The 18,896-nt window shown below is 67.2% G+C and carries 17 protein-coding genes; 6 read left to right on the plus strand and 11 right to left on the minus strand.

All coding sequences use genetic code 11. The features are described 5' to 3' along the window. The first annotated feature begins 78 nt into the window (after positions 1–78). From zwf to eda, 5 genes are all read left to right on the plus strand, one after another. Positions 79–1,536: a glucose-6-phosphate dehydrogenase gene (gene zwf / locus ACZ1H8_RS21675; protein WP_465179316.1), complete on the plus strand. Its 1,458-nt coding sequence runs from the start codon at positions 79–81 to the stop codon at positions 1,534–1,536. A gap of 96 nt (positions 1,537–1,632) precedes the next feature. Continuing rightward, a complete protein-coding gene (pgl, locus tag ACZ1H8_RS21680; RefSeq protein WP_465179317.1) occupies positions 1,633–2,340 on the plus strand; it encodes a 6-phosphogluconolactonase in 708 nt (235 codons plus the stop codon). Position 2,341: 1 nt separating this feature from the next. After that, positions 2,342–4,165 carry a phosphogluconate dehydratase gene (gene edd / locus ACZ1H8_RS21685; RefSeq protein WP_465179318.1) on the plus strand — a complete coding sequence of 608 codons (1,824 nt, stop codon included), beginning with the start codon at positions 2,342–2,344 and terminating at the stop codon, positions 4,163–4,165. 74 nt (positions 4,166–4,239) lie between these two features. Further along, entirely contained in the window at positions 4,240–5,208 is a 969-nt protein-coding gene (gene glk, locus ACZ1H8_RS21690; protein ID WP_465179319.1) for a glucokinase, read from the plus strand. Beyond that, positions 5,205–5,819 (plus strand): bifunctional 4-hydroxy-2-oxoglutarate aldolase/2-dehydro-3-deoxy-phosphogluconate aldolase, encoded by a 615-nt coding sequence (gene eda / locus ACZ1H8_RS21695; protein WP_465179320.1) that lies wholly within the window; start codon positions 5,205–5,207, stop codon positions 5,817–5,819. The genes glk and eda overlap by 4 nt, the downstream gene beginning before the upstream one ends. 107 nt (positions 5,820–5,926) lie before the next feature. Here the strand turns inward: eda and mltG are convergent, their stop codons facing one another. The 6 genes from mltG to fabD all read right to left on the minus strand — a co-directional run bounded on the left by mltG (position 5,927) and on the right by fabD (position 10,963). Then, positions 5,927–6,877 carry an endolytic transglycosylase MltG gene (gene mltG / locus ACZ1H8_RS21700; RefSeq protein WP_465179321.1) on the minus strand — a complete coding sequence of 317 codons (951 nt, stop codon included), beginning with the start codon at positions 6,875–6,877 and terminating at the stop codon, positions 5,927–5,929. Between the two features lie 76 nt (positions 6,878–6,953). Then, positions 6,954–8,213 carry a beta-ketoacyl-ACP synthase II gene (fabF, locus tag ACZ1H8_RS21705; RefSeq protein WP_465179322.1) on the minus strand — a complete coding sequence of 420 codons (1,260 nt, stop codon included), beginning with the start codon at positions 8,211–8,213 and terminating at the stop codon, positions 6,954–6,956. Positions 8,214–8,372: 159 nt separating this feature from the next. Beyond that, the gene (locus ACZ1H8_RS21710) at positions 8,373–8,609 is read right to left on the minus strand and encodes an acyl carrier protein (RefSeq protein ID WP_110153256.1); all 237 of its coding nucleotides are present in this window, start codon (positions 8,607–8,609) and stop codon (positions 8,373–8,375) included. Between the two features lie 182 nt (positions 8,610–8,791). Further along, complete coding sequence (fabG, locus tag ACZ1H8_RS21715; protein ID WP_465179323.1) at positions 8,792–9,529, minus strand: 3-oxoacyl-[acyl-carrier-protein] reductase; 738 nt, start codon at positions 9,527–9,529, stop codon at positions 8,792–8,794. Positions 9,530–9,558: 29 nt separating this feature from the next. Then, positions 9,559–9,975, minus strand: a complete 417-nt coding sequence (locus tag ACZ1H8_RS21720) for a GxxExxY protein (RefSeq protein WP_465179324.1) — start codon at positions 9,973–9,975, stop codon at positions 9,559–9,561. A 52-nt stretch (positions 9,976–10,027) separates the two neighbouring features. Then, positions 10,028–10,963, minus strand: coding sequence for an ACP S-malonyltransferase (gene fabD / locus ACZ1H8_RS21725; protein ID WP_465179325.1), 936 nt, complete (start codon positions 10,961–10,963; stop codon positions 10,028–10,030). A 178-nt stretch (positions 10,964–11,141) separates the two neighbouring features. On the opposite strand from fabD, the gene ACZ1H8_RS21730 reads away from it, so the two are divergent. Continuing rightward, positions 11,142–11,504, plus strand: a complete 363-nt coding sequence (locus tag ACZ1H8_RS21730; protein ID WP_465179326.1) for an RcnB family protein — start codon at positions 11,142–11,144, stop codon at positions 11,502–11,504. Between the two features lie 50 nt (positions 11,505–11,554). Here the strand turns inward: ACZ1H8_RS21730 and ACZ1H8_RS21735 are convergent, their stop codons facing one another. The 5 genes from ACZ1H8_RS21735 to ACZ1H8_RS21755 all read right to left on the minus strand — a co-directional run bounded on the left by ACZ1H8_RS21735 (position 11,555) and on the right by ACZ1H8_RS21755 (position 18,894). Then, positions 11,555–12,472 carry a 2-hydroxyacid dehydrogenase gene (locus ACZ1H8_RS21735; protein ID WP_465179327.1) on the minus strand — a complete coding sequence of 306 codons (918 nt, stop codon included), beginning with the start codon at positions 12,470–12,472 and terminating at the stop codon, positions 11,555–11,557. Positions 12,473–12,539: 67 nt separating this feature from the next. After that, on the minus strand, positions 12,540–13,952 hold the full coding sequence (locus ACZ1H8_RS21740; RefSeq protein ID WP_465179328.1) for an efflux transporter outer membrane subunit: 1,413 nt from the start codon (positions 13,950–13,952) through the stop codon (positions 12,540–12,542). 6 nt (positions 13,953–13,958) lie between these two features. After that, positions 13,959–17,147, minus strand: coding sequence for an efflux RND transporter permease subunit (locus tag ACZ1H8_RS21745; RefSeq protein WP_465179329.1), 3,189 nt, complete (start codon positions 17,145–17,147; stop codon positions 13,959–13,961). Positions 17,148–17,226: 79 nt separating this feature from the next. Beyond that, positions 17,227–18,510 (minus strand): efflux RND transporter periplasmic adaptor subunit, encoded by a 1,284-nt coding sequence (locus ACZ1H8_RS21750; protein WP_465179330.1) that lies wholly within the window; start codon positions 18,508–18,510, stop codon positions 17,227–17,229. Positions 18,511–18,513: 3 nt separating this feature from the next. Beyond that, positions 18,514–18,894 (minus strand): hypothetical protein, encoded by a 381-nt coding sequence (locus ACZ1H8_RS21755; RefSeq protein WP_110153262.1) that lies wholly within the window; start codon positions 18,892–18,894, stop codon positions 18,514–18,516. Positions 18,895–18,896: the final 2 nt, after the last annotated feature.

The raw sequence follows: 18,896 nt of genomic DNA on the forward strand, positions 1-18,896 counted from the left end.
AGGTCGTTTTATCCGCGTGGCGGCTTGATCTTTAGGCCGCGTTCGTGTCGAGCGGAGCCGAAACAACGGAGAGCGTGCATGAGTCAGGCGGTCGGCAAGCTGTTGCTGTTCGGAGCCACGGGCGACCTCGCCCAGCGGATGCTCCTTCCCTCGCTGTACGGCCTGCACGCGGATGGGCTGCTGCCCGCCGGCCTGACGATCACGGGCACTGCGCGTTCCGACCATGACGATGCCGGCTATCGCAAGTTTGCGGCCGAGGCGCTCGGCGAATTCCTGCCCGCCGACCGAAAGGACGACAGCGCTGTCGCATCCTTCCTCGATCGGCTGAGCTACCAGCCGCTCGACGCGTCGAAGATCGACGGTTTCGGCGCGCTGGCCGAGAAGCTGGGCGATATTTCGGGCGGCCTCGCCATCTTCCTGTCGACCGCGCCCTGGCTGTTCGGACCGACCATCAAGGGGCTGGAAGCGACCGGACTGGCGGGCGACAATGTCCGTATCGGTCTGGAAAAGCCGCTGGGCCGCGACCTGGAGTCGAGCCGTGAGATCAACGACATCGTCGCGCTGGGCTTCCCGGAGGAGCGGACCTTCCGCATCGACCATTATCTGGGCAAGGAAACCGTCCAGAACATCCTGGCGCTGCGGTTCGGCAATTCGCTGTTCGAGCCGATCTGGAACTCGCACGGCGTCGACCATGTCCAGATCACCGTGTCGGAAACGGTCGGGCTGGAAGGCCGGGCCGGCTTCTATGACGATACCGGCGCGATGCGGGACATGGTGCAGAACCACATGCTCCAGCTGCTCGCGCTGATCGCGATGGAGCCCCCTGCCCGCTTCGACGGCACCGCGATCCGCGACGAGAAGGTCAAGGTCCTGCGGTCGCTGCGCAAGATGACGCCCGCGGAGGTGCCCCATCTGACCGTCACCGGCCAATATGGCGACGGCGCATCCAAGGGCGAAATCGTCAAGGGCTATACCGAGGAATTGGGCAAGCCGTCGGGCACCGAGACCTTCGTCGCGATCAAGGCCAATGTCGACAATTGGCGCTGGGCCGGCGTGCCCTTCTACCTGCGCACCGGCAAGCGGCTGGCCGAGCGCCGGTCGGAAATCGTGATCCAGTTCAAGCCGGTCCCGCATTCGATCTTCGCCGATCGCGGTGGCCAGCTTCAGGCCAACACCCTGGTTATCCGCCTCCAGCCGGAGGAATATATCCGCCTGCTGGTGATGGCGAAGCAGCCGGGCCTCGACCGCGACGGGATCCGCCTGCGCGAGGTGCCGCTGAACCTGGCGCTCGACCATGAATTCGCCGGCACCCGCCGCCGCATCGCCTATGAACGGCTGTTGCTCGACCTGATCGAGGGCGACCCGACCCTGTTCGTCCGCCGCGACGAGGTCGAGGCGCAGTGGGAGTGGATCGACGGGATCCGCGCCGGCTGGGAAGCGAACGACGTCCACCCCAAGCCCTATGCCTCGGGCAGCTGGGGGCCGAGCGCCGCGATCGCGCTGACCGAGCGCGACGGCGTGACCTGGAACGAGTGACCATGACCGCTGCAGCGGGAAGATTTGCCCGGGGACGAACCCCATGGCCTCTCGTCCGTTGCAGGATGACCCATCCGATTGATTCAAGGAGCTGACATGACGACCGAAATCGAATGGTGGGAGTATGACGACGCCGACGAGATGGCCGATGCCGTCGCCGGCGATGTCGGCTTCATCATCGAAAGCGCGATCGACGCGCGCGGCGCGGCAGTCATCGCGTTGTCGGGCGGCAAGACGCCGCTGCCCATCTACGAGAAGCTGGCCAAGGCCAAGATCGACTGGAAGCGGGTGACGATCGTCCCCGGCGACGACCGCATGGTACCGCTGGGCGATCCGCTGTCGAATGTCACCGCGATCGGCAAGATCTTCCTGCCCAAGGGCGCGCGCGTGATCCCGCTGATCAGCTCGACCGTCGCCGATTACAAGGCGGCCGGCCGCGCCGCCGATGCGCTGCTCCAGGACCTTCACTGGCCGCTCGACCTGTGCTTGCTGGGCGTGGGCGGCGACGGCCATGCCGCATCGATCTTCCCCGGCCCCGATTATGACGAGGCGCTCAACGGTCCGAAGGAGCGCCGCGCGCTGGGAGTCATGCCCGATCCACTGCCGCCCGAGGCGCCGGTCGCGCGCGTCACGCTGACCCGCGAGGCGATCGTCACTGCCCGCGCGCTGATGATCGCGATCACCGGCCAGGCCAAGCGCGACGTGCTCGAGGCCGCGATCGCCGGAGGCGCTTCCTCCCCCTATCCGGTCGGCCGCATCCTGGCCGATGTCGAACTGCCGCTCGACGTGCACTGGGCCCCCTGACATGACGCTCCACCCCGAAATCGCCGCCGTCACCGATCGCATCATCGACCGGTCGCGGGAGAAGCGCGCCGCCTATCTGGCGCTGATCGAGCATGAGCGCGATTCGGGGAATGATCGCCCCAAGCTGGGCTGCGCCAATCTGGCGCATGCCTATGCCGGGACCGACGAACAGCGCGAGCGGCTGACTGCCGGCAAGTCGATGAACATCGGCATCGTCACCTCGTACAACGACCTGCTGTCGGCGCATGCGGTCTATTACCGCTATCCCGAACAGATGAAGCTGTGGGCCATCGAGGCAGGCGCAAGCGCGCAGGTCGCGGGCGGCGTACCGGCGATGTGCGACGGGGTGACGCAGGGCTATCAGGGCATGGAATTGTCGTTGTTCAGCCGCGACACCATCGCGCTGAGCACCGCGATCGCGCTGAGCCATCGCACCTTCGAGGGCGCGGCGCTGCTCGGCATCTGCGACAAGATCGTGCCGGGGCTGCTGATGGGCGCGCTGCGCTTCGGCCATCTGCCGATGCTGCTGGTGCCGGGCGGCCCGATGCGGTCGGGCCTGCCCAACAAGGAAAAGGCGGCGGTCCGTGAACGCTATGCCGAGGGCAAGGCGAGCCGAGAGGAACTGCTCGAAGCGGAAATCTCGGCCTATCACTCCAAGGGCACCTGCACCTTCTACGGCACCGCCAATTCCAACCAGATGATGATGGAGGCGATGGGGCTGCACATCCCCGGCGCCGCCTTCGCCAATCCGGGCACGAAGCTGCGCCAGGAACTGACCCGCGCGGCGGTACATCGCCTGACCGAAATCGGCTGGAACGGCGACGATTACCGCCCGCTGGGCCATGTCGTCGACGAGAAGGCGGTGGTGAACGCCGCGATCGCGCTGCTCGCCACCGGCGGATCGACCAATCACCTGATCCATCTGCCCGCGATTGCCCGGGCGGCGGGCGTCACGATCGACTGGGAGGATTTCGACCGCCTCTCGCGTGTCGTCCCGCTGCTGACCCGCGTCTATCCCAACGGTTCGGCCGATGTGAACGGATTCGAGGATGCCGGTGGTCCGGCCTTCGTCATCCGCGAACTGCTGCGCGGCGGACTGATGCATGGCGACGCGCTGACGATCGCGAAGGACGGCATGGCTGCCTATGGGCGCAAGCCGGTGATCGACGAGAGCAACTCGCTTGCCTGGCCCGAGCTTCCGGCAATCAGTGGCGACACCTCGATCGTCCGCACGATCGACGACCCCTTCTCCGACGAGGGAGGCTTCCGCATCCTGGCGGGCAATCTCGGCCGTGCCTGCATCAAGGTGAGCGCGGTCGAGCGCGACCGCTGGACGATCGAGGCGCCGTGCCGCGTGTTCAACGAGCAGCAGCAAGTCCAGGACGCGTTCAAGGCGGGCGAACTCGACCGCGATGTCGTGGTGGTGATGCGCTTCCAGGGGCCGCGTGCCAATGGCATGCCCGAGCTGCATAAGCTTACCCCGCCGCTGGGCGTGCTCCAGAACAAGGGCTTCCGGGTGGCTCTGGTCACCGATGGCCGCATGTCGGGTGCGTCGGGCAAGGTGCCGGCGGCGATCCATGTCAGCCCCGAGGCGCTGGGCGGCGGTCCACTGGGCAAGCTGCGCGACGGCGACATCGTCAAGCTGTGCGCCGAAGAGGGTATCCTTGAGGCGCGGGTCGATCCGGCCGAATGGGCTGCACGCGACCATGCCGTCCCCCCGCCCCCGGCAACCGGCACCGGCCGCGAACTTTTCGCGATGATGCGGATCGGCGCGTGCGAGGCCGAACTGGGCGGGTCGGCGATGCTTGCCGCAGCGGACCTCTGAAAATTACTGGCCTGACAACGATGACATTCGCGTCCGTTGCCGATAAGGCGTCCCAAACGGTGCGGGGAGAGTGCATGGAAGTCGTTGCGGTCGATATCGGTGGGACCCATGCGCGTTTCGCGATCGCCGAGGTCGCGGATGGCCGCGTCGTCTCGATGAGCGAGACGGTGAAGCAGAAGGTCGCCGAGCATTCGAGCCTTCAGCTGGCATGGCAGGCTTACGGCGAGACGATCGGACGCCCGCTGCCGAAGGCGGCGGCGATCGCAGTGGCCTCGCCGATCAATGGCGAGCTGATCAAGCTGACCAACAATCCGTGGATCATCCGTCCGCAGCTGATCCCGCAGCGGCTTGGCGCCGATATCTGGAAGCTGGTCAACGACTTCGAGGCGATCGGCCATGCCGTCGCCCAGCTGGGTCCGGACTCGTTCCAGCATCTGTGCGGCCCGGACGAGACGCTGCCCGATCGCGGATCGCTGACCGTCTGCGGGCCCGGCACCGGTCTGGGCGTGGCGCAGGTGTTCCGTCACAAGGGCGGATACGAGATCATCGCCACCGAGGGCGGCCATATGGATTTTGCCCCGCTGGACGGCATCGAGGATGCGATCGTCAAGCGGCTGCGCAAGACCTATAACCGCGTCTCGTCCGAGCGGATCGTCGCGGGCCCCGGCATCGTCGCCATTTATGAGACGCTGGCCGAAATCGAGGGCAAGCCGATCGCCTCGCGCGACGACAAGACGATCTGGCAGATGGCGCTGGAGGGTCAGGACAGCCTGGCCGTCGCCGCGCTCGATCGCTTCTGCCTGAGTCTTGGCGCGGTTGCGGGCGACCTGGCGCTGGCGCACGGCCCGACCGGCGTGGTGATCGCGGGCGGTTTGGGCTTGCGGCTGAAGGACCATCTGCTGCAATCGGGCTTTGGCGAACGGTTCGTCGCCAAGGGAAGGTTCCGCAATCTGATGTCTTCCATCCCGGTCAAGCTGATCACCCATCCCGAGCCCGGCCTGTACGGCGCGGCTGCGGCATTCGCACAGGAGCACGCATCATGAGCATCGAGTCCGGCATCGAGGCCATCATGCGGACCGCACCGGTCATCCCGGTGCTGGTGATCCATGACGCGGCCGAGGCGAAGCCGCTGGCCGAAGCGCTGGTGCGCGGCGGTCTGCGCGTCCTGGAAGTCACGATGCGCACCCCGGCCGCGCTCGACGCGATCCGCGAGATGAAGCAGGTCCTCGGCGCGATCGTCGGCGCGGGCACGGTCGTGACCGAGCAGCAGTTCGCGCAGGTGATGGATGCAGGTGCGGAGTTCATCGTCTCCCCCGGCCTGACCGAGAAGCTGGCCGATCCGATCATCGCCAGCGGCGTGCCGTTCCTGCCGGGAACCGCGACCGCCGGCGACATCATGCGCGGGCTCGACCTGGGTCTGGAGCATTTCAAGTTCTTCCCCGCCGAAACGTCGGGCGGACTGAAGGCACTCAAGGCGCTGGCCGCGCCCTTCTATCAGGCGAAATTCTGCCCGACCGGCGGGATCACCCTGGCCAGCGCGCCCGAATGGCTCGCCTTCGACCCCGTGCTGTGCGTCGGCGGCAGCTGGATCGCGACCGGGTCGCTGGAAGAAGTCGAGGCCAAGGCACGCGAGGCGGCCGCCCTGCCGCGCTGAGGCGCGGGCGGCACGATGCAGTGCTGGCACGAAAAGAGCGCCGGCCTGTCCCAGGACAGGCCGGCGCTCTTTTGTTTGGGGATCTCGCTGCGGGGAGAATCCGAACTTTACTGAATCTCGCCCCGCGCGCGGCGGATGTCGCGCCACTTGGCGACATTGGCGTTATGCTGGTCGAGTGTATCAGCAAACACATGGCCACCGGTGCCGTCCGCGACGAAATAGACCGAGTTGGTCCGCTCCGGGTTCAGCGCCGCGTCGATAGATTCCCGGCTGGGATTGGCGATCGGACCCTTTGGCAGGCCGACCATCGAATAGGTGTTATAGTCGTTCACCGCATCGATTTCCGACCGCAGGATGCGGCGACCCAGCGGCTTGCCCCTGGTGATCGGATAGATGATCGTCGGGTCGGCCTGGAGCTTCATGCCGCGCTTCAGCCGGTTCGAATAGACGCCCGCCACCAGGCGGCGCTCGGACGGTTTGCCGGTCTCCTTCTCGATGATCGAGGCGAGGATCACCGCCTGTTCGGGCGTGCTGACCGCGATTCCCGGCGACCGCCGCGCCCAGGCAGCGGCCAGATAGTCGCGCATCGCCTTCTGCATCCGGTCGAGCACGGACTGGCGCGTGTCGCCGCGATTATAGGCGTAACTGTCGGGCAGGAGCGACCCCTCCGCCGGGACAGCAGCGTCGCCGGTCAGGTGATCGGCCTTCATCAGCGCCTCATAGGCGAGGATCGAGGGCATGCCCGGAGTGATCGTCACCATTCGCTGAAGCGTGCGACCGCTCTGCATCAGCCTCAGGATGTTCGACTGGCTCTCGCCCGCCTTGAAGCGATATTCGCCTGCCTTGATCGGTTCACCGCTGCCGAGGATCTTCGAAAACAGCACGAACATCCGCGCCGACCGGACGGTGCCGGCTTTTTCCAGCGCGTCGGCCGCGCGGTTGAGACTGGCACCGACGGGGACGATCACCGTCGTATCCGCCCTTGAAGGGCCGGTCCCGCGCCACAAATGCACTGCCAGCGCCCCACCGGCGATGGCGAGCAGGAGCGTCGCGATCAACAGGACGCACCCGACCCTTCCCCGCTTCCGCGCCGGCGGCGCGGGGGGAACGGCCGGGCTCGCCTGCTGGACCGGATCAGACAGCTTTCATCACCAGGCTGGCATTGGTGCCGCCGAAGCCGAACGAGTTGTTCAGCACGGCCTTCACCTTGCGCTCCTTGGCGACGTGCGGAACGAGATCGACGCCCGCGCAATTCTCGCTCGGATTGTCGAGATTGAGCGTCGGCGGCACGATCTGGTCGCGCAGCGCGAGGATGCAGAAGATGCTCTCCACCGCGCCTGCGCCGCCCAGCAGATGGCCGATCGCCGACTTGGTCGAGGACATCGACAGGCTGCCGATATTGCTGCCGAACAGCCGGCGGACCGCACCCAGTTCGAGCTCGTCGCCGAGCGGCGTCGAGGTGCCGTGCGCGTTGACATAGTCGATGTCCGACAGGTCGAGACCCGACTTGCGCATCGCCATCTGCATCGACCGGAACGCGCCCGAGCCCTCGGGATGCGGCGCGGTGACGTGATAGGCGTCGCCCGACAGGCCATAGCCGACCACCTCGGCATAGATCTTCGCCCCGCGCGCCTTGGCGTGCTCATATTCCTCGAGCACGACGACGCCGGCGCCCTCGCCCATCACGAACCCGTCGCGATCGACGTCATAGGGACGGCTGGCGCGGGTGGGATCGTCGCGGAAGCCCGTCGACAACGCACGCGCCTGGCCGAACCCCGCGATGCCGATCGGGCAGATCGCGCTTTCGGCGCCGCCCGCGAGCATCACGTCGGCATCGTCCATCGCGATCATGCGCGCTGCGTCGCCGATCGAATGGGCGCCGGTCGAGCAGGCGGTGACGACCGCGTGATTCGGACCCATCAGGCCGTATTTGATCGAGACCTGACCCGAGATCAGGTTGATCAGGCGGCCATGAACGAAGTGCGGCGACACCCGCTTGGGGCCCTTTTCCGCCAGCACCAGCGATTCGCTCTCGATGCCCGGCAGGCCGCCAATGCCCGCCCCGATCGAGCAGCCCGCGCGGAAGCGCAGCTCTTCGCTCATGTCGGTCAGACCGGCATCCTCGATCGCCTGGCCGGCGGCGTCGATGCCGTAGACGATGAACGGATCGACCTGGCGCTGGATCTTGTGATCGACGCGCTTGCCCGCGTCGAAGCCATATTCATGGTCGGCGGGCTTCACTTCGCAGGCATAGTTGGTCTGGAAGTCGGTGGCATCGAAGCGGGTGATGGTCGCCGCGCCCGATTTGGAAGCGATGATATTCTTCCAGGCGGTTTCGACATCCGCTCCCAGCGGGGTGACGAGCCCGAGCCCGGTCACGACTACACGGCGCATCCTGTGTCTCCGTCAAACTTTATCAGATTCGAAACGCGCATAGTCGCAAAAGCGCTGCGCATAAACAAAACGGCTCCCCGCCCCTCGTGATGCCACGTCCGAGGCGGGAAGCCGCTTAACTTTCACTGCCGGCCATGAGGCACAGCCGCGTTGGACGCCTCAGGCGCCCTGGTGCTCGCTGATATACTTGATCGCGTCACCCACGGTCGTGATCTTCTCAGCCGCGTCGTCGGGAATCTCGACGCCGAACTCTTCCTCGAAGGCCATCACCAGCTCGACGATGTCGAGGCTGTCGGCGCCCAGATCGTCGATGAAGCTGGCTTCCGGCTTCACTTCGCTGGCTTCGACGCCGAGGTGATCGACCACGATCGTCTTGACGCGTTCCTCGGTGCTCATGGTCCCTGTTTTCCTTCTGTTGGGGCTCTGAATTCGTCAACCGCACGTAGAGCGCTGCCAACGCGGTTGCAAGAGGGCCGCGGCCCTGTGGGCGAACTGTTGCGTCGGAAGTCGATCAGCACCGTTTCAGACGCGACGAGTGCCGGCACACATCCATTATGGGTTCAGATTGAGGCCTGCGATCATACCATCGCCATGCCGCCATTCACGTGAATGGTCTGGCCGGTGACATAGCCCGCATCCTTGCTGGCGAGATAGACGACGGCTGCCGCGATATCCTCGCCCGTGCCCAGGTCGCCCGCCGGGATCCGGCCGAGCAGCGCGGCCTTCTGCGCCTCGGGCAGCACGTCGGTCATCGCTGAGCGGATGAAGCCCGGAGCGACGCAGTTCACGGTGATGTTGCGGCTGGCCAGTTCCTGCGCCAGCGCCTTGGACATGCCGACCAGGCCGGCCTTGGACGCGGCATAATTGGCCTGACCCGGATTGCCGGTCTGGCCGACCACCGAGGTGATCGAGATGACACGGCCGAAGCGCGCCTTCATCATCGGCTTGGCAGCGGCGCGGATCAGGCGGAAGGCAGCCTCGAGATTGACGGTGATGACCTGGTCCCACTCCTCGTCCTTCATCCGCATCGCCAGATTGTCGCGGGTTACGCCGGCATTGTTGACGAGGATGTCGAGCCTGCCAAGCGCCTCGACCGCGCGCGGCACCAGCGCATCGACCTCGGCCGCGTCGGACAGGTTGCACGCCAGCGCGACGTGATCGCCGCCCAGCTCGGCGCGGAACGCCTCCAGCTTCTCGGCATTCGATCCCGAAACCGCCAGCCGCGCCCCCTGCGCCGCCAGCCCGCGCGCGATCGCCGAACCGATCCCGCCCGAGGCGCCGGTGACGAGGGCAGTCATGCCTGTGAGGTCGAACATCTTCGTTTCCTTTGTAAGCAGATAGACAGTCAGTTGTTCGCGCAGAGACGCGGAGGCGCAGAGGGGTCGTGATTGTTGACCAGCCGTCGAATGCCTTCCTTGAGCGTCGCTCCGCCGAAATTGAGAAGCAGCCCGACGGGCTGCCCGGTCAAACGCAGATAGGTGAGAAGCTGCTTCGCGTGGGCGGCATGGAGTTGATCTACCGACTTGACCTCGACCAGCAGTCGCCCATCGATCAGCAGGTCGATCCGGAACGCCGCCTCGAACCGCACATCCTCGAACATGATATCGACAGGCTTCTGCCGCGCGACGGCATAGCCCATCGAGATCAGCTTAGCCGCGAGCACCGTCTCATATACGGATTCGAGGAGCCCCGGGCCGAGCTCGCGATGGATCCTCATCGCCACGTCGATGACGTCTCCGCTGATCCGGTCGATATCCGTCACACGCTCGCTCTCTGCGCCTCGGCGTCTCTGCGCGAAATAAATCTTCCTACATTCAGAGCGCCTTCGCCAGCGCCTCGATGTCGTCCATCGTGACGACGCTGGTGACCGTCGCGTCGGGAGTGATGCGCTTGACCATGCCGCCCAGCACCTTGCCGCCCAGTTCGACGAAGTCGGTGACGTCGGCGGCGAACATAGCGGCGACCGATTCGCGCCAGCGGACCATGCCGGTGACCTGCTCGACCAGCAGCGTGCGGATCGTCGCGGGGTCGCTGACCGGGGCGGCGGTGACATTGGCATAGACCGGGACTAGCGGCGCCTGGATAGCGACGTCTGCCAGGGCCTTTTCCATCGCATCGGCGGCGGGCTGCATCAGCGGGCAGTGGAACGGCGCCGACACCGGCAGCAGCAGCGCGCGCTTGGCGCCGTGATCCTTGGCGATGGCGACCGCGCGGTCGATCGCCGTCTTGGCGCCCGAGATCACGACCTGGGTCGGGTCATTGTCGTTGGCGACGGTGCACACCTCGCCCTCGGCCGCCGCATCGGCGATCGCCTGCGCCTTGGTCAGGTCGGCGCCGAGCAGCGCGGCCATCGCGCCGACACCGACCGGCACAGCGGCCTGCATCGCGTCGCCGCGGATGCGCAGCAGCCGGGCGGTGGTCGACAGGTCGATCGCGCCGGCGGCGCACAGCGCGCTATATTCGCCCAGCGAATGGCCCGCGACGAAGTCGGCCTTCTCGGCCAGGCGGATGCCGCCTTCCTTCTCCAGTACGCGAAGCACCGCAATCGCGTTGGCCATGATCGCCGGCTGGGCATTGGCGGTCAGGACCAGCTGATCCTCGGGGCCCTCGGACATCAGCTTGAAGAGATTCTGGCCCAGCGCCTCGTCGACTTCCTGGAAAACCTCGCGCGCTGCCGCGCTGGCTTCGGCAAGCGCCTTGCCCATGCCGACGGCCTGGCTGCCCTGGCCGGGGAAGATGAATGCGCGCATGGCTGGCTCCGTAAATGGTGAATGGCGCGCGTTAGAAAAGTTGCGCGGCGATGCCAAGCCCAGCACCGGCGACACTTTGCGACCATTTCAGCGGCAACGCGACAAACGCCTGCGACACGCGGTCCCCAGATTGACCTCAACGCCGGATGGCCCGGTGTCTCGATTGAGGAGAAAAATCGTGAAGAAGTTCATGCTGGCAGTCGCCGCCGTTTCGATGGTCGCCACCCCGGTCCTGGCCGCCCCTGCCCAGCAGCGGCACCAGGTCACCAAGACGGTGGTCAAGCACAAGCCCAATGGCCGCACCGTGGTGAAGCAGACCGTCCGCAAGCCCGCCCCCCAGTACCGCACCTCGTGGCGCAAGGGCGAGCGGTTCGACTATCGCCAGGCACGCAATTACCGCCAGGTCGACTATCGCAACTATCACGGCCGGCTGAAGGCCCCGCCGCGCGGCTATCGCTATGTCCAGTCGGGCAATGACGCGGTGCTGGTCGGCATCACCAGCGGCCTGGTTGCCGCAGTGTTCGCCAACATCCTGCGCTGATGACGACGGCGGGGCCCTTCGGGGCTCCGCCGCTCGCCTGTCGGCGCGGATCAGGTGACCGGGGTCGGCAGCGCCCGCCCCGCGACATGCGCGTCGATATTGGCGATGACCAGGTCGAGCATCGCCAACCGCGTCTCGACGGTCGCGCTGCCGCGATGCGGCTGGAGCACGACCTGGTCCATCCCGAGCAGTTCGGCCGGCACGTTGGGTTCGTCGGCGAACACGTCCAGCCCTGCCCCGGCAATCCTCCCGTCGGTCAATGCGGCAACCAGCGCCGGCTGGTCGACCGCGTTGCCGCGCCCGACATTGATCAGCACCCCGTCGGGGCCCAGCGCATCGAGCACCTCTGCCCCGACGAGCCGGTCGGTAGCCGCCCCGCCGGGCAGGACGAGGATCAGCGCTTCGACTGCGCCTGCCAGCGACACCAGGTCGGGATGATAGGGATGGGCGACACCTTCCTGCCGATGGCGACCGCTATAGGCGATGGTGCAGTCCATCGCCTCCAGCCGCCGCGCGATCGCCTTGCCGATCCGGCCCAGGCCGGCGATGCCGACGCGCCGCCCGCTCGCGCGGTGACCAAGGGGAAACGCCTCTCCCGCCGTCCAGCCTCCGCGGCGCACCAGCCGGTCGCCGGTGGCGATACCGCGATAGACCGACACCATCAGCGCGACGGCAAGGTCGGCAACATCGTCGGTGAGGACGTCGGGCGTGTTGGTCACCCGGATACCCCGCGCCGTCGCCGCCGCGACGTCGACGCCGTCATAACCGACGCCGTGCACCGCGATCAGCTCCAGCGCGGGCAAGGCATCCATCGCCGCCCCGTCGACGCGCGATCCGCCGCCCGGAATCAGCGCGATCGCGGCACCAGCATCAGGGCCATCGCCATCGACCAGGGTGTAGCGATGCTCGATCAGCGGCGAGAGGCGGGGCATCAGCGCCGGGTTCACGGCGATCACGGGTCTGGTCATGGCCACGCCTTGCGCCCCTCGCCTGCCGTGACGCAACCCCGTCGCGCGCCGGCCGCGACGGACGGGGTCAGCTTGTCGGCTGGCCCCAGCCGCCGCCCAGCGCGCGGAACAGGTCGATCTGCGCACCCGCGATCGACGCGTCGGCCGCCGCCAGCGCCGCTTCGGCATCGGCGAAAGTCCGCTCGGCATCGAGCAAGGCGAGCGAGTCGATATCGCCCTCGCGCTGCCGGGCACGGGCGATGTCGACCGCCACCTGCGCTTCGTTGCGCGCGGTCTGCAGCGCGGTGCGCTGCTCGATCACGCGGGCATAGGTAGAAAGCGCGGTTTCGGTCTCGCGCAGCGCGCCGAGCACCGTACCGTCGAACTGGGCAAGCGCCACCTGGCTGTCCGCCTCGGCCGCCGCGATCCGGGCGCGCGCCGGCTCGGGATTGATGTTCCAGCGGATCAGGCCACCCAACAGCCAGCGCAGCGGGCCGCCGCCGAAAATGTCGTCGAAACCGATCCCGGTCGACCCGCCCGACGCACCCAGGCTGATCCGTGGATAGAGATCCGCGGTGGCCACGCCGATCCGGGCGGTCGCGGCCGCCAGGCGCCGTTCGGCCGCGCGAATATCGGGGCGACGTGCGAGCAATGCGGCGCCGTCGCCCACCGGAATCGGCTGATCGATATGCAGCAAGGCCGTGCTGCGCTGACGCGCGTCCGCCGGCAGGTCCGCGGGGGCACGGCCGGTGAGCATCGCCAGGCGGAACAGGGCTGCGTCGCGCTGGGCGGCAAGCGCCGGCACATCGGCCTGACGCTGGTTGCGCAGCGCGGCGATACGCGACGTGTCGAGCCGGGTCGCCAGACCGACGGTGCGGCGGCGCTCGGTCAGGTCGATCGAACGGTCGAGCAGCGCGACGATCCGCTCGGCCACTTCGAGCCGCGCCGCAAGCGAGCTGGCATCGGCATAGGCGCGCGCAGTCTCCGCCGCCACCATCACCCGGACGGCAGCGGCATCGAAGGTCGCCGCGGCCAGATCGCCGCGCGCAGCCTCCACCCCGCGGCCGAGACGGCCGAACAGGTCGACCTCGTACGAGACGTCCAGGCCGACATCGACCTGCCAATTCTCCCGGTCCATGCCGGGCAGGCGCTGCTGCGCGGGTGTGCGGCCGTAATTGGCACTGGCGCCGGCATTTGCCTGGGGCAGCCGCGCCGCCCCCGACCCGCGAAGATCGGCGCGGGCGCGCTCGATCCGGGCGACGGCGGCGCGGACATCGGTATTGGCGGCGAGCGCATCGGTGACGAGCCGATCGAGGACCGGATCATCGTAGAGACGCCACCAGTTGCCCTGGACCGGATCGGTCGACACCGCCGAACTGGTGGAAACGAACGGACCGGCTGCGGCGGCGGGGGTCGCCGGCGGGACATGGTCGGGTCCGGTCGCGCAGGCGGCAAGCGCCAGCGCGGACACGGTTACGATCAGCGAACGATACATGAGCATGGCTCCTTATTCGGCCGGCTGGAGCTGGGGCTCTGCGGCCCCTGCCCCGCCCTTCGGCTTGCGGCGGCGGGAGAGACGATCCCCCAGCGCGCGGCAGACGACATAGAAGGTCGGCGTGAAGATCAGGCCGAAGCCCGTGACCCCGAGCATCCCGAAGAACACCGCGGTGCCCAGCGCCTGGCGAAGCTCGGCGCCCGCACCCGTCGCGATCAGCAGCGGCACCGCGCCGAGCACGAAGGCGAAGGAGGTCATCAGGATCGGGCGAAGCCGGTCCTGCGCCGCGCGAACGGCAGCCTCGATCGGGGACAGGCCGTCGATGCTCTCGGCCTGGCGGGCGAACTCGACCACGAGGATCGCGTTCTTGGCCGCCAGTGCGATCAGCACCACCAGACCGATCTGGGTCAGGACGTTGTTGTCCATGCCCCTCAGGTTCACCCCGATCATTGCGGCGAGCAGACACATGGGCACGATCAGGATGATCGACAGCGGCAGCACCACGCTTTCATATTGCGCGGCCAGCACCAGGAAGACGAACACCACCGCCAGCGCGAAGACAAGCGTCGCAGTGTTGCCGGCCAGCTCCTGCTGGAAGGCGATGTCGGTCCATTCGGTGTCGAACCCGGCCGGCAGCGTCTCGGCGGCGAGCTTCTCCATCGTCACCAGCGACTGGCCCGACGAGAAGCCCGGCGCCGTGTTGCCGTCCACCTCGACCGCGGGGAACATGTTGTAGCGAACCACGCGGTACGGGCCGGTCTTGTCCTCGAACGTCGCGACCGAACCGATCGGAACCATCGCCCCGGTGTTCGACCGGGTCTTCAGATTGGCGATGTCCGCCTCGGTTGCACGGAAGGGCGCATCGGCCTGGGCAGTCACCCGGTAGGTGCGGCCCAGCAGGTTGAAGTCGTTGACGAAGGCCGAGCCGAGATAGACGTTCAGCGCCTCGAACACCCGCTCGGGCGGGACGCCCAGCATGTCGGCCTTGCGCCGGTCGATATCGGCGAAGATGCGCGGCGTGGCGGTATCGAAGAACGTATAGGCACCAGCCAGACCGGGGGCCTGGTTCGCCTTGCCGATCAGACCATAGGCCTGCTTGCCCAACTCCTCATAGCCATGGCCACCCTTGTCCTGGACCATCATCCGGAAGCCACCGGCCGCGCCGATGCCCTGGATGACGGGCGGCGGCACGATCATCAGCCGGGCTTCGGTGATGTCCGCGGTCGCCTTGCGCGCCTCGTCCATAATCTGGTCGACATGGATGCCGCGGCGATCCTTGAAGTCCTTCAGCGGGATATAGGCGGCGGCAGCGTTGGGGGCGAGGGTCTGCGACGGGCCGTCGAAGCCGGCCAGCATCACCGCGCCCTTGACGCCTTCCAGCGGCAGGATGCGCTGCGCCACCTTGCGCATGACCGCATCGGTACGCTCGACAGACGAGCCGGGCGGCAACTGGATGACGGTCAGGAAGTAGCCCTGATCCTGCATCGGGATGAAGCCGGTCGGGGTCGACCACAGCAGGCCGATCGTCGCGGCGATCAAGCCGACATAGGTGACCATCACCCGCTTCGGCCGCGTGACGAGCGCACGGGTCAGGCGGCTGTAGCGATCGCTCATCCGCTCGAACCCGCGGTTGAACCAGTCGCCCGCGGCGCGGATGCCGCGCATCACCTGGTTGGACGTCGGTTTGTCCTCGGCATGGCCCTTCAGCAGGACCGCGGCGAGCGCCGGCGACAGGGTGAGCGAGACGATCAGCGAGATGATCGTCGCGGTCGAGATGGTCGCGGCGAACTGCTGATAGAAGGCGCCGGAGATGCCGTTCATGAACAAAGTCGGGATGAACACGGCGCACAGCACCGCGACGATCGCGACCAGCGCCGCCGACACCTCGTCCATAGAGGTGAAGGCCGCCTGGAGTGGGGTCATGCCGCGTGACAGGTTGCGCTCGACATTCTCGACCACGACGATCGCGTCGTCGACGACGATGCCGATCGCGAGCACCAGCCCGAACAGCGACAGATTGTTGAGCGAATAGCCGACCATCAGCAGCACCGCGAAGGTGCCGATCAGCGAGACCGGGATGGCGACGACCGGAATGATCGCGGCGCGCCAGCGCTGGAGGAAGACGATGATGACGAGCACGACGAGCACGATCGCCTCGCCCAGCGTCTTCATTACCTCGTCGATCGACTGGGCGATGAAGTCGGTGGGGTTGTAGATCACCTCATAGGCCAGGCCCTTGGGGAAATGCTTTTCGAGCGTCTTCATTTCGTGCTCGATCGCCTGGGCGGCGGCGAGCGCGTTGGAGCCCGGACGCTGGAACACGCCCAGCAAAACGGTCGGCTCACCCGACAGATACGTGTTGGTCGAATAATCGGCGGCGCCCAGTTCGACGCGCGCGACATCGGCCACGCGGACCTGTCGCCCATCGGCATCGGTCCGGATCACGACGTTGGAGAATTGCTGCGGGTCGACCAGCCGGCCCTGCGTCTCGACATTGAGCTGGAAGGCGTTGCCCTGATTATAGGGCGGCTGGCCCAGCGTGCCGGCGGCGACCTGGACGTTCTGCGCGCGAAGCGCCTGAACGATGTCGCCCGCGGTCAGATTGAGCGCGGCGGCACGGCCCGGATCGATCCAGACGCGCATCGAATAGTCGCGCGCGCCGAACAACTGCACGTCGCCCACGCCCTCAATGCGTGCCAGGCGATCCTTCACCTGGGTCAGCGCATAGTTGGACAGATATTGGGTATCGAGCGAGCGGTCGGGCGAGACCAGATTGACCACCATCAGGAAGTCCGGGGTAGTCTTCTTGGTGACGATGCCCAGCCGCTGCACTTCCTGCGGCAGGCGGGGCACCGCGATCGCCACGCGGTTCTGGACCAGAACCTGCGCGGCATCGAGGTCGGTGCCCTGCTTGAAGGTGACGGTGATCGTCACCCGCCCGTCACCGGTCGACTGGGAAGACTGGTAGAGCATGTTGTCGACGCCGTTGATCTCCTGTTCGATCGGGGCGGCGACGGTCTCGGCGACGGTCTCCGCCGACGCACCCGGATAGGTGGCAGCGACGGTGACCGTGGGGGGAACGATGTTGGGATATTGCGAAACGGGAAGGCCCAGATAGGCGAGCCCGCCCACGATCGTGATCACGATCGCGATGACGGCCGCGAAGATCGGGCGCGTGATGAAGAACCGCGAGAGGCGCATGGCCTGCTCCTCGTGACAAGAGGTCTGAATAGGGTTCCGCCGCCGGGTCGAGGGTTTGAGGGAACCCGGCGGCGGAGGGTCAGCGGGCGAAGGTTGCTTCGCCCGTGACCGGAGCCGAAATGACCGGAGCCTTGGCGGCGGGGCCGCTTGGCTGGATCCTGCCCTGACGGACATTCACCTTGCTTCCGGGCATCGCCATCTGGGTGCCGCTGATCACCACCCGGTCGCTGGGCGCCAGGCCCGATCGGACGATGCGCAGGCCGCCGAGCACGGGGCCGAGCTGAACGGTCTTGGGTGCCACCACCCCGTCCTGCCCGACGACCAGCACGATCTTGCGCGCCTGATCTGTCGTGATCGCCGCGTCGGGGACCATGAGCGCCTGACCGGTGCCGCCGCTCGACAGCCGCATATTGCCGAACATGCCGGGCGTCAGGAACAGGTCGGGATTGGACAGGACGGCACGGCCGCGGATCGTTCCCGATTTGGGATCGAGCCCGTTATCGGTGAAGTCGAGCTTGCCCTTCCAGCGGAACTCGCCTTCGTCCTGAAGGCGGATCTCGACGGCCGAGGCCTCGGCACCCTTTTCCTGCGCACGCTTGGTCTTGAGGAACAGCGCCTCCGACCCGTCGAAGGTGAAGTAGATCGGGTCGAGCGCGTTGATCGTGGTCAGCAAGGTGCTGCCCGCTCCCTCGCCTGCGGCCACCAGATTGCCCGGATCAACGCGGCGATCCGAAATGCGGCCGGTGATCGGAGCGCGAACCTGGGTGAAGCCGACGTCCAGCGCGCGCTGGCGCACCCGGGCCTGGGCACCGGCCAGCGCGGCCTGGGCCGACTGGACCGAGGCGCGCAGGCGATCGATGTCGCTCTTCGCCACCGCTTCCACCGCGACCAGACGCTCGGCACGCTCCAGATTGGCGCGGGCCAGCGTCAGTTCCGCCGAGGCGCTGGCGACGCCGGCACGCGCTTCGGCCAGTGCGGCCTGATAGGGGCGCGGGTCGATCGTGTAGAGCAGTTGGCCCTTGCGGACGACCGCGCCGTCCTGGAAGTGCACCGCGACCACCTCGCCGGCAATGCGCGGACGCACCTCAACGCTGCGGCTCGGCTCGAACCGGCCGACATAATCGTCCCATTCGTTGATCTCGCGCACCAGCGGGGTCGAGGCCGTTACGGTCGGCGGAGGCGGCGCATCGACTGCGGCCGCTTCCTTGCCGCCCAGGCTCAGCAGCGCGACGGCGATGACGAACGGCGACGCGACGATGCCGCCCCGCTGCCACAAGGGCAGCGAGCGAAACCGGTCGAGCAGGCGCGGCTCGTCGCCCGCCGGCACCGAACCGGCGGTTTCAATTTTCGTTTCCATGTTCATGGTTCAGTTCCTGCGGTTCCGCGCGGTCCGGCCGCGGCTGATGCTTTCCAGCAAGGTTTCATATTGGGCAGGCGAAAAGCCGGCAGCGTGGAACGCCTCCAGCTCGGACGCCGCGACCGAGTAGCCGCGATGCCAGGACAGCACGGCCATCCGGCGCAGTGCTTCCAGCCGGGCATCGGCCAGCTTGGGGTTGGGCCGTTCGCCGCCGAAGACGACGCCCAGCGCCACCGACATCCGGCTGGGCCGGCCGAGCGTCGACAGCCTGTCATTCTGCGCCAGCGCGATGACCGACCATTCGAGCCCGGTGAACCCGCTCGCGTCGACAACATCGGCGGGCGCCGCGATCGGGCTGCCCTGCAGTTCGGAAAAATTCAGAAACGCCATTG

The organism is Sphingomonas sp. BL-S-25 (assembly GCF_055521555.1).

Bases quoted from the DNA above. Each gene is read 5' to 3' on its own strand.
- zwf (WP_465179316.1), top strand. From the start codon at position 79: ATGAGTCAGGCGGTCGGCAAGCTGTTGCTGTTCGGAGCCACGGGCGAC.
- pgl (WP_465179317.1), top strand. From the start codon at position 1,633: ATGACGACCGAAATCGAATGGTGGGAGTATGACGACGCCGACGAGATG.
- edd (WP_465179318.1), top strand. From the start codon at position 2,342: ATGACGCTCCACCCCGAAATCGCCGCCGTCACCGATCGCATCATCGAC.
- glk (WP_465179319.1), top strand. From the start codon at position 4,240: ATGGAAGTCGTTGCGGTCGATATCGGTGGGACCCATGCGCGTTTCGCG.
- eda (WP_465179320.1), top strand. From the start codon at position 5,205: ATGAGCATCGAGTCCGGCATCGAGGCCATCATGCGGACCGCACCGGTC.
- fabF (WP_465179322.1), bottom strand. From the start codon at position 8,213: ATGCGCCGTGTAGTCGTGACCGGGCTCGGGCTCGTCACCCCGCTGGGA.
- ACZ1H8_RS21710 (WP_110153256.1), bottom strand. From the start codon at position 8,609: ATGAGCACCGAGGAACGCGTCAAGACGATCGTGGTCGATCACCTCGGC.
- fabG (WP_465179323.1), bottom strand. From the start codon at position 9,529: ATGTTCGACCTCACAGGCATGACTGCCCTCGTCACCGGCGCCTCGGGC.
- fabD (WP_465179325.1), bottom strand. From the start codon at position 10,963: ATGCGCGCATTCATCTTCCCCGGCCAGGGCAGCCAGGCCGTCGGCATG.
- ACZ1H8_RS21735 (WP_465179327.1), bottom strand. From the start codon at position 12,472: ATGACCAGACCCGTGATCGCCGTGAACCCGGCGCTGATGCCCCGCCTC.
- ACZ1H8_RS21740 (WP_465179328.1), bottom strand. From the start codon at position 13,952: ATGCTCATGTATCGTTCGCTGATCGTAACCGTGTCCGCGCTGGCGCTT.
- ACZ1H8_RS21745 (WP_465179329.1), bottom strand. From the start codon at position 17,147: ATGCGCCTCTCGCGGTTCTTCATCACGCGCCCGATCTTCGCGGCCGTC.
- ACZ1H8_RS21750 (WP_465179330.1), bottom strand. From the start codon at position 18,510: ATGAACATGGAAACGAAAATTGAAACCGCCGGTTCGGTGCCGGCGGGC.
- ACZ1H8_RS21755 (WP_110153262.1), bottom strand. From the start codon at position 18,894: ATGGCGTTTCTGAATTTTTCCGAACTGCAGGGCAGCCCGATCGCGGCG.